Genomic DNA, 8,802 nt, shown 5'->3' with positions numbered 1-8,802 from the left:
GAGCCGTCACACGGTCAGCGGATCGCGAAGCCGTCGTAGCCACCGCGGGGTGTGTCCCAGATCTCGGTGACGCCGTCCACACTCCCGGGCGTGTCGGCACCCTGCAGCCAGTCGAGGAGCTTCTGGCAGGCCTCCTGGGTGCCCTCGGCGACCACCTGCACCCGCCCGTCGCCCAGATTGAGAGCAAAACCACTCAGCCCGCCGATCTCCAGGGCCCTGGCCCGCGTGAACCAGCGGAAACCCACTCCCTGGACCCGTCCGCGCACCCAGGCGACCAGTCGCACATCCTCGCTCATGACTGCAACCTAACCGGCCAATGTCTCTCGGGGCACGTCCTCCCCTCGCGCCATGCGGTACCGTCCCGACCCAATGAATCTCATATGAAACTCACTCGATCGAGTGAGTTGGGTTGACCGCGACGGCTCAGGGCGCGTGTCGACCGCCAGGGACGAGGAAGGCCAGGACATGGGACGCCACCGACGCTCGGACGCCGGCCGCGCCGCCACGGGCCGCGCCACGGGGGTCACGGAGACGCACGGCTCCTACCCGGGGGACCACGATCCGTGGGACGCCCATCCGCGGGACCACGACGACCGCATGGGCATCGCGCCCTACTTGAACCCGGACTTGTACGCCGACGCCCACGCCAGGGCCCAGGAGTACCTCTTCACGACGGACGACGACCACGCCCACGCCGCCGACACGGTGGCCTTCCCGGCCGAGGGCTTCAACCCGTCGGACGGGCCGCGCGGGCCCGGCCACCGCCGAAAGAAGAAGGCCGCGACGCCGGTCCGCACGGGGCTGCTCGGGGTCTCGGCCGCGGTCGCCCTCGGCACGGTGGCGGTGGCCACCGGAGCCGTGCCGGGCCTGGAGAACTACAAGCTGGGCGGCGGGAGCAGCGGCGGCGCCGACCTGGTGCAGGCCGCGGACGCGCCGACGAGCAGCGAGAGCCCGCAGGGCGGTACGTCCGGCAGTGCCGACGCGGGCAGCCGGGCCGGCGGTTCCTCCACGAGCCGCGGCGCGGAGCGGGCCGGCTCGCCCACGCCGTCCGCCCCGGAGTCGGCCTCGGCCTCCGCGCCGGACACCGCCTCGCCGTCGGCCACGCCCACCCGGGCACCGGCCGAGGAGCCGACCGCGGCGCCGGACACCACGGCGAAGCCGGAGACCACGCCGGCCGGCACGGCCACCGAGGCACCGGCACCGGGCGGGGCGAAGGCTTCGGCGGGGCTCTCCAAGGAGGCCGTCGTGGAGGCCGAGGTCCTCCGGCTCGTCAACGAGGAGCGGGCCAGGGCGGGCTGCACCCCCGTCGCGGCGAGCAGCGCGCTGACCGGCCTCGCCGAGGACTTCAGCAAGGCCATGGCCGAGGGCGACTTCTTCGACCACACCGACCCCAGCGGCGCCTCGCCGTGGGACCGGGCGGCGAAGGCCGGCATCACCAACCTCGGCGGCGAGAACATAGCCCGCGGCCAGGCCGACGCGGCTGCGGTGATGGAGGCCTGGATGAACAGCCCCGGCCACCGGGCCAACATACTGAACTGCGACTTCAAGACCCTGGGCGTCGGCGTGCACTTCGGCGCCGGCGGACCGTGGTGGACACAGAACTTCGGCTACTGACGGCACGGCGGGCTCCCGGGCGGCGCCGGTTCCCCGTCGGTGCCGTCCCGGGCGTCACGCCGTCGGGCGTGGCGCCCGCTGGCACCTCGGGCAGTAGTAGCTGGAGCGGTTCATCCAGGGACGGCGGCGCAGCGGGGTGGCGCAGCGGCGGCAGGGCAGGCCCTCGCGGCCGTAGGCGTCCAGGGAGCGGTCGAAGTAGCCGGACTCGCCGTTGACGTTGACGTAGAGGCTGTCGAAGCTGGTGCCGCCCACGGCGAGGGCCGCGTGCATCACGTCCCGGATGTGGCCGAGGAGTTCGGCGGTGCGCGGACGGGTGAAGCCGGCGGTGGGGCGTTCGTAGTGGACGCGGGCCCGCCACAGCGCCTCGTCCGCGTAGATGTTGCCGACACCGCTGATCAGCGACTGGTCGAGCAGGGCCCGTTTGATGGTGGTCCGCTTGCGGCGCAGCGCCTGGTGGAAGACCTCGTCGTCGAACAGTGGATCGAGGGGGTCACGGGCGATGTGCGCGATGACGTCGGGCAGCCCGTCGGGGGTGGTGTCGTGCAGCGACAGACCCCCGAAGGTGCGCTGGTCGACGAAGCGGAGTTCGGTGTCCAGCGCGTCGTCGAAGCGGACGCGGACGCGCAGGTGCTTCTCGTCGGGCGCTCCGAGCGGCTGGACGAGCAGCTGGCCGCTCATGCCGAGGTGGGCCAGGATCGCCTGGCCGCTGTCCTCGAGGGGCAGCCACAGGTACTTGCCGCGGCGGCCGGGCAGACCGACGCGGTGGCCCTTCAGCCGGTGCGCGAAGTCCTCCGCGCCCGCCGGGTGACGCCGTATCGCGCGCGGGTGCAGCACCTCGACGTCGGCGACGCCGCGGTGGGCGACCCACCGTTCCAGGCCCCGCCGTACGACCTCGACCTCGGGCAGCTCGGGCATGACTCCCCTGTACCTCCACGGCCGCGAGGGCCGTCGTATGGGCCGAGCGCCCGTCCCTGGGCGGGGCGGGCGCTCGGGTCGTGCTGTGGATCAGGCGGAAGCCGACGTCTCGTCGGTGCTCTCGGCGTCCTCGGCGGTCTGTACCGCCTCGGTGCGTTCGTCCGCCGCGGCCCGGATGGACCGCCACGCGGACTCGGCGGCCTGCTGCTCCGCCTCCTTCTTGCTGCGGCCGGTGCCGGTGCCGTACGAGACGCCCCCGACGCGGGCGGCAGCAGTGAAGGTCTTCTCGTGGTCGGGGCCGGTCTCCGTGACCAGGTACTCGGGCACGCCGAGCCCTTCGGTCGCGGTGAGCTCCTGGAGGGACGTCTTCCAGTCCAGGCCGGCTCCGAGGTTGGAGGACTTCTCGATCAGCGGGTCGAACAGGCGGTGCACCAGTTCGGAGGCCGCGTCGAGGCCCTGGTCGAGATAGACCGCGCCGATCACCGCTTCCAGGGTGTCGGCGAGGATGGACGCCTTGTCCCGGCCGCCCGTGCCCTCTTCACCGCGGCCGAGCCGGATGAAGGAGCCCAGGTCGAGGCCACGGCCGACCTCCGCCAGCGCACGCGAGTTGACCACCGCGGCCCGCAGCTTGGCCAGCTGGCCCTCGGGCAGGTCGGGGTGGATGCGGTACAGCGTGTCCGTGACGACGAGGCCGAGGACGGAGTCACCGAGGAACTCCAGCCGCTCGTTCGTCGGCAGGCCGCCGTTCTCGTACGCGTAGGAACGGTGGGTCAGCGCGCGCACCAGAAGGGCGGACTCGACCTTGTAGCCGAGCCGCCCTTCCAGAAGCGTGTGGGACGAGGCCGTGTTGTCCGACGGAGCACTTCCGCGTCGGCGGGGACTGCCTGCTTCGGCGCCTTCCGCCTTCTTGGCAGTGGACACAGTGCCTCTCACCAGCCGCTCAGACCTCGAGGACCTGGCGCTTGTTGTAGGTGCCGCACGACGGGCACGCGATGTGCTGCTGCTTGGGCTCGTGGCAGCGCTCGCACGCAACCAGGGTGGGGACCGCAGCCTTCCACTGCGACCGGCGGTGGCGCGTGTTGCTGCGCGACATCTTCCGCTTCGGAACGGCCACGGCTACTTCTCCTGCTTCTCGTCGACGCCCGGTTCGGCGCCGCCCATCTCGTCCTTCTCGCCGTCCTTCATGGTGCCGGCGAGTCCCTGCAAAGCCGCCCAACGGATGTCGACGGCGTCATGGTGGTGGTCCGGGTCGTCCGCGAGTCGCGCTCCGCACTGGGAGCACAGACCCGGGCAGTCTTCCTGGCACACCGGCTGCATCGGCAGTGCGAGCACCGCCGCATCACGCAGCAGAGGTTCGAGGTCGAACAGTCCGTCCTCGAGGAAGAGCCTGTCCTCGTCGTCCTCGTCGTCGTCGGCGTTGTCGTCGGACCGTGCGGTCCCACGGCCCCGCTCGTCGGCGTCAGGGTACGAGAACAGCTCCTGGAAGTCCGCTTCGAGATCAAGCCCGAGCGGCTCCAGACACCTTACGCACTCCCCCTCGGCCTGTGCACGGGCGGTGCCTGTGACGAGCACCCCTTCCATGACCGACTCGAGCCGGAGTTCGAGCTCGACCGGTGCGCCTTCCGGCACTCCGATCACTCCCGCGAGACCGAGGTCCCCGGGCGCGGGGACCGTGCGGGTCAGGCGCTGCAGCGCGCCGGGCCGCCGTCCCAGCTCGTGCGTGTCGAACACGAGAGGGTTGCGGTGGTCGAGGCGGGCGTTGTGAGCCATTCCTGCTTTCGGTTTCCGAACTCGGCGGGACGCCGACCCGGAGGTGTCCCCGGGCAGCGCGGATCGCGGACGTACACGCGACCGAAGAGCCAGGATACTGGACCTTCCGCTCTCGTCCCAATCCGGCCTACAGGCCGCGGCCCTGCTCGTAGGCGCGGAGCTGTTCGGCGCTGATCATGCTGGTGTCGAAGAGGCTGGTCTCGTCGAGGGCGTGCGCCTGCGGCTGGGCGTAGCCGTGGTGGTCCTGGTGACCCTGCTGGGCCTGCTGGTCCTGGCCGGTGTCGTACGGCTGCTGGTGGGGGTCGTAGCCCTGGTAGGCGTACGACGGGTCGTTCTGCTGGTAGCCGTACTGGTCCTGGCCGCCGTAGCCCTGCTGGTAGCCGCCGTACGGGTCGGTCTGCGCGGGCTGCTGGTAGCCGTAGGCCGGCTGCGGTTCGTACTGCGGCTGGGCGGGCTGTTCGGCGGGCGCGGTGGCCCGGGCGGGGGCCGGGGCCGGGACCGGCGGAGTGTCGGCGAGGGCCGCGAGGTCGGCGAGGTAGTCGGCGTCGCTGGAGTGCTGGACGGTGGTGGTGTCGTCGGCGAGGGCGCCGAGGTCGTCGGTGGCGATGTGGCCGTGCAGCTTCTGCCGGCCGCGGCCGACGGCCTCCAGGGTCTTGGCGAGGACCGCCTCGAAGGCGCCGAGCTTGGCGTCGACGTACGCGTCGGCGTTGCGGCGCAGGGTCTCCGGGTCGTGGCTGCGCTCGGGGGCGTCCTCGTCCTCGTAGCCGTTCTCGTCGAGGCCGGGTCCGGTGCCGAGCAGCTTCTCGCGGCCGCGGCCGACCGAGCCGAGGGTCTTGGTGAGGACGACCTCGAAGTTGGCGAGCTTGGAGTCGACGTAGTCGTCGGCCTCCTGGCGGACCTCCTCGGCCTCCTGGCGGGCCTCGGTGAGGATCCGGTCGGCCTCGGCCTGGGAGCGGCGGGCGACCTCGGTGCCGGAGATCAGCGAGCCGCGCTCGGCGTGCGCGCCCTCGATGATCCGCTCGGCCTCGCGCCGGGCCTCCTCGACCATCTGCTCGCGGTCGCCGATCAGCTCCTGCGCCTGCGCGAGCGAGCCGGGCAGGGCCTGGCGCATCTCTTCGAGCAGCGCGAGCAGGTCGGCGCGGTTGACCACGCACGACGCCGACATGGGCATGGACCGGGCGCCGGAGACCGTGGCCACGATCTCGTCGAGCTTCTTCTGCACGTCCACCGTGTGCTCGCCACTTTCCACAGATGTGTTGGACTACCGATGTGTCGGAGACCGACGGGACGACTGTACGGCCATGAGGCGATCGCCGGACACCGGGTGACGGGGCGTCCGGCGCCTCAGTCCTTCCGCAGGCGCCGGGTGAGGGCGTCGAAGACCTGCGGCGGCACCAGGTGCGAGACGTCGCCGCCCCAGGCCGCGACCTCCTTGACCAGGGAGGACGACAGGAAGCTGTAGGTGGGGTTGGTGGGCACGAAGAGCGTCTCGACGCCGGAGAGGCCGTTGTTCATCTGGGCCATCTGCAGCTCGTAGTCGAAGTCGCTGACGGCGCGCAGGCCCTTGACGATGGCCGGGATGTCGCGCTGCTTGCAGAAGTCGACGAGGAGACCGTGGAAGGCCTCGACCCGGACGTTGCCGTACTCGGCGGTGACCTGGCGGATGAGGTCGATCCGTTCGTCGATCTCGAACAGGCCCTTCTTCGACTGGTTGATCATCACCGCCACGTACACCTCGTCGTAGAGGCGGGAGGCACGGGCGATGATGTCGAGATGTCCGTTGGTGATGGGGTCGAACGACCCGGGACAGACGGCGCGGCGCAACTGGGATCCCTCGCTCTCCGGTGCGGTCATGGTGCGTCTTCGCTCGTGGAAGCGGCGCGACCGTACCAAAACGTCCCTTCGCCGTAGCGACGGGCCCGGATCGCGTCGAATCCGTGCGGCCACCTGAATTCGCCGCCTCTGGTGCTGCGCTCCACGGTGACGAGGGCGTCCTCCGCGAGCCACCCCTGAGTGCGGAGTGTGAGCAGGATCTCGCGGAGATCGTGGTCGGTGACGGCGTACGGGGGGTCGAGGAAGGCGATGTCGTACGGCTCGTCCGGTGGCGGGGAGTGGACGGTCTGCTCCGCTCTGGCCGCCCGCACCTCGGCGCCGGGCAGGCCGAGTGCCCGCACGTTCTGGCGGAGCGTGCGGGCCGCGCGCGCGTCGGCCTCCACGAGCAGGGTGTGCCCGGCGCCGCGGGACAGGGCCTCCAGGCCGACGGCGCCCGAGCCGGCGTACAGGTCCAGGACCCGTTCGCCGTCCAGCGGGCCGCCGAGCAGGGACTGCCAGGTGGAGAACAGGCCTTCGCGCGCCCGGTCGGAGGTGGGGCGGGTTCCGTGGCCCGGCGGTACGGCGAGGCGGCGTCCACCGGCCCGGCCGGCGATCACGCGGGTCATGTCCTTGGTCCTTGTCGGTACGGTCCGGTCCTGGTGCGGTCCGGGTGCTGGCCGTTCCCAGTCTCTCAGCCCTTCTCCAGGTACTGCTCCCGCTCGTCGTCCAGCAGCGCGTCCAGTGCCGTGCGCAGTCCGGGCAGGTGCTCCAGGTCCGGGTCGGCGGCGACCACGGCGGCGGCCTCCTGGCGGGCCTCGGCGATGATCTCCTCGTCGTCGATGACGGCGAGCACCCGCAGGCTGGAGCGGGCGCCGGACTGAGCCTGGCCGAGGACGTCGCCCTCGCGGCGCTGTTCGAGGTCGATGCGGGAGAGCTCGAAGCCGTCGAGCGTGGAGGCCACCGCGTTCAGCCGCTGGCGGGCGGCGCTCGCCTCGGGCATCTCGGTGACCAGCAGGCACAGGCCGGGGGCCGTGCCCCGGCCGACGCGGCCGCGCAGCTGGTGCAGCTGGGAGACGCCGAAGCGGTCGGCGTCCATGATGACCATCGCGGTGGCGTTCGGCACGTTCACCCCGACCTCGATGACCGTGGTGGCGACCAGGACGTCGGTCTCGCCCGCGGCGAAGCGGCGCATGACGGCGTCCTTGTCGTCGGGCTGCATGCGTCCGTGCAGCACCTCGACTCTCAGTCCGTGCAGGGGGCCCTTGACGAGTTGGCCGGCGACGTCGAGGACGGCGAGGGGCGGGCGTTTCTCGGCCTCGTCCTCGGGGGAATTCTTCCGGGCGCCCTTCTTCGGGTCGTCGTCCTCGTCCCCGATGCGCGGGCAGACCACGTACGCCTGGTGGCCGTTCGCCACCTCCTCGCGCACCCGCTCCCAGGCCCGGGCCAGGAAGTGCGGCTTGTCGGCGGCCGGGACGACATGGCTGGCGATGGGCGAGCGGCCCGCCGGGAGCTGGTCGAGGACGGAGGTCTCCAGGTCGCCGAAGACCGTCATCGCGACCGTGCGCGGGATGGGGGTGGCGGTCATGACCAGCAGGTGCGGGGGCTGCTTGCCCTTGCCGCGCAGGGCGTCGCGCTGCTCGACGCCGAACCGGTGCTGCTCGTCCACCACGACCAGGCCCAGGTCGTGGAACTGGACCTTGTCCTCGATCAGCGCGTGCGTGCCGATGACGATGCCGGCCTCGCCGGTGGCCAGGTCGAGCAGGGCCTGCCGCCGGGCGGCCGCCCCCATGGAGCCGGTCAGCAGCGCCACCTTGGTGGCGTGCTCGGCCCCTCCCAGCATCCCCCCTTCGGCGAGCTCCCCCATCATCTCGGTGACCGACCGGTGGTGCTGCTGGGCCAGCACCTCGGTGGGCGCGAGCATCGCGGCCTGTCCGCCGGCGTCGACGACGGCGAGCATGGCGCGCAGGGCGACCAGCGTCTTGCCGCTGCCGACCTCTCCCTGGAGCAGGCGGTGCATCGGGTGCTCGGTGGCGAGGTCGTCGAAGATCTCGCGGGAGACCTTCTGCTGGCCCTCGGTGAGGGTGAAGGGGAGGCGGTCGTCGAAGGCGTCGAGGAGACCGTCGGGCCCGGGCCGGCGGGCGACGGCGGGGAGCTGGGTGTCCGCGTGGCGGCGGCGGGCGAGGGCGACCTGGAGGACGAAGGCCTCGTCCCACTTCAGGCGGGCGTGGGCGTCGGCGATGTCCGCCTTGGTGTGCGGGCGGTGGACCTTGAGCAGGGCCTCGGGCAGGGCGACCAGGCCGCGGCCCGCGCGGAGGGTGTCGGGCAGCGGGTCGACGGCCTCCTGGGCGCTGGGCAGGACGGTCTGGACCGCCTTGCCGATCTTCCAGGACTCCAGCTTGGCGGTGGCCGGGTAGATGGGGATGAGCGCACCGGCCCAGCTCTCGACCGGTTCTCCGGTGTCCCCCTTCAGCAACTCGTATGCCGGGTGGGCCAGTTGCAGCCGCCGGTTGAAGACGGAGACCTTGCCCGCGAACATCGCGCGTGTGCCCGGCAGGAGTTCCTTGTGGGGTTTGTGCACGCCGCTGCCGAAGAAGACCAGTTGGAGCCGGCCGCTGCCGTCCGTGATCGTCACCTCCAGGCGCTGGCCCTTGCCGCGGGGCGCCCGGGAGGAGGCGAAGGTGTGCAGGCGGG

10 protein-coding genes are annotated in these 8,802 nt (G+C 72.0%); 1 reads left to right on the top strand and 9 read right to left on the bottom strand.

Annotation, left to right across the window (positions count from 1 at the left end; all coding sequences use genetic code 11):
* Nucleotides 1-14 precede the first annotated feature (14 nt).
* Nucleotides 15-296: an acylphosphatase gene (locus RH94_RS25265; protein ID WP_073950227.1), complete on the bottom strand. Its 282-nt coding sequence runs from the start codon at nt 294-296 to the stop codon at nt 15-17.
* 169 nt (nt 297-465) lie between these two features.
* On the opposite strand from RH94_RS25265, the gene RH94_RS25260 reads away from it, so the two are divergent.
* Nucleotides 466-1,614 (top strand): CAP domain-containing protein, encoded by a 1,149-nt coding sequence (locus RH94_RS25260; protein ID WP_073950225.1) that lies wholly within the window; start codon nt 466-468, stop codon nt 1,612-1,614.
* Between the two features lie 54 nt (nt 1,615-1,668).
* Here RH94_RS25260 and mutM read toward each other — a convergent pair whose 3' ends face one another.
* The 8 genes from mutM to recG all read right to left on the bottom strand — a co-directional run.
* Nucleotides 1,669-2,529 carry a bifunctional DNA-formamidopyrimidine glycosylase/DNA-(apurinic or apyrimidinic site) lyase gene (gene mutM, locus RH94_RS25255; protein ID WP_073950223.1) on the bottom strand — a complete coding sequence of 287 codons (861 nt, stop codon included), beginning with the start codon at nt 2,527-2,529 and terminating at the stop codon, nt 1,669-1,671.
* Nucleotides 2,530-2,619: 90 nt separating this feature from the next.
* A complete protein-coding gene (gene rnc, locus RH94_RS25250; RefSeq protein WP_199881054.1) occupies nt 2,620-3,462 on the bottom strand; it encodes a ribonuclease III in 843 nt (280 codons plus the stop codon).
* A gap of 7 nt (nt 3,463-3,469) precedes the next feature.
* Nucleotides 3,470-3,643, bottom strand: coding sequence for a 50S ribosomal protein L32 (gene rpmF, locus RH94_RS25245; RefSeq protein ID WP_003951102.1), 174 nt, complete (start codon nt 3,641-3,643; stop codon nt 3,470-3,472).
* 2 nt (nt 3,644-3,645) lie between these two features.
* Nucleotides 3,646-4,299 (bottom strand): YceD family protein, encoded by a 654-nt coding sequence (locus RH94_RS25240; RefSeq protein WP_073950219.1) that lies wholly within the window; start codon nt 4,297-4,299, stop codon nt 3,646-3,648.
* Between the two features lie 127 nt (nt 4,300-4,426).
* Nucleotides 4,427-5,527, bottom strand: coding sequence for an ATP synthase F0 subunit B (locus tag RH94_RS25235; protein ID WP_073950217.1), 1,101 nt, complete (start codon nt 5,525-5,527; stop codon nt 4,427-4,429).
* 116 nt (nt 5,528-5,643) lie between these two features.
* Nucleotides 5,644-6,123 carry a pantetheine-phosphate adenylyltransferase gene (coaD, locus tag RH94_RS25230; RefSeq protein WP_199881058.1) on the bottom strand — a complete coding sequence of 160 codons (480 nt, stop codon included), beginning with the start codon at nt 6,121-6,123 and terminating at the stop codon, nt 5,644-5,646.
* A 26-nt stretch (nt 6,124-6,149) separates the two neighbouring features.
* Entirely contained in the window at nt 6,150-6,737 is a 588-nt protein-coding gene (gene rsmD, locus RH94_RS25225; RefSeq protein WP_073950213.1) for a 16S rRNA (guanine(966)-N(2))-methyltransferase RsmD, read from the bottom strand.
* A 65-nt stretch (nt 6,738-6,802) separates the two neighbouring features.
* A partial coding sequence (recG, locus tag RH94_RS25220) for an ATP-dependent DNA helicase RecG (protein WP_234426038.1) occupies nt 6,803-8,802 on the bottom strand: 2,000 nt, incomplete at its 5' end.

This window comes from Streptomyces kebangsaanensis (assembly GCF_001906585.1).
Taxonomy (GTDB): Bacteria; Actinomycetota; Actinomycetes; order Streptomycetales; family Streptomycetaceae; genus Streptomyces; species Streptomyces kebangsaanensis.
This window is presented reverse-complemented; position numbering and strand designations above follow the sequence as displayed.

What these genes read in the sequence shown, in the direction of transcription:
- RH94_RS25240 (WP_073950219.1), bottom strand. Translation starts at nt 4,299, where the DNA reads ATGGCTCACAACGCCCGCCTCGACCACCGCAACCCTCTCGTGTTCGAC.
- rsmD (WP_073950213.1), bottom strand. Translation starts at nt 6,737, where the DNA reads ATGACCCGCGTGATCGCCGGCCGGGCCGGTGGACGCCGCCTCGCCGTA.
- RH94_RS25260 (WP_073950225.1), top strand. Translation starts at nt 466, where the DNA reads ATGGGACGCCACCGACGCTCGGACGCCGGCCGCGCCGCCACGGGCCGC.
- mutM (WP_073950223.1), bottom strand. Translation starts at nt 2,529, where the DNA reads ATGCCCGAGCTGCCCGAGGTCGAGGTCGTACGGCGGGGCCTGGAACGG.
- RH94_RS25265 (WP_073950227.1), bottom strand. Translation starts at nt 296, where the DNA reads ATGAGCGAGGATGTGCGACTGGTCGCCTGGGTGCGCGGACGGGTCCAG.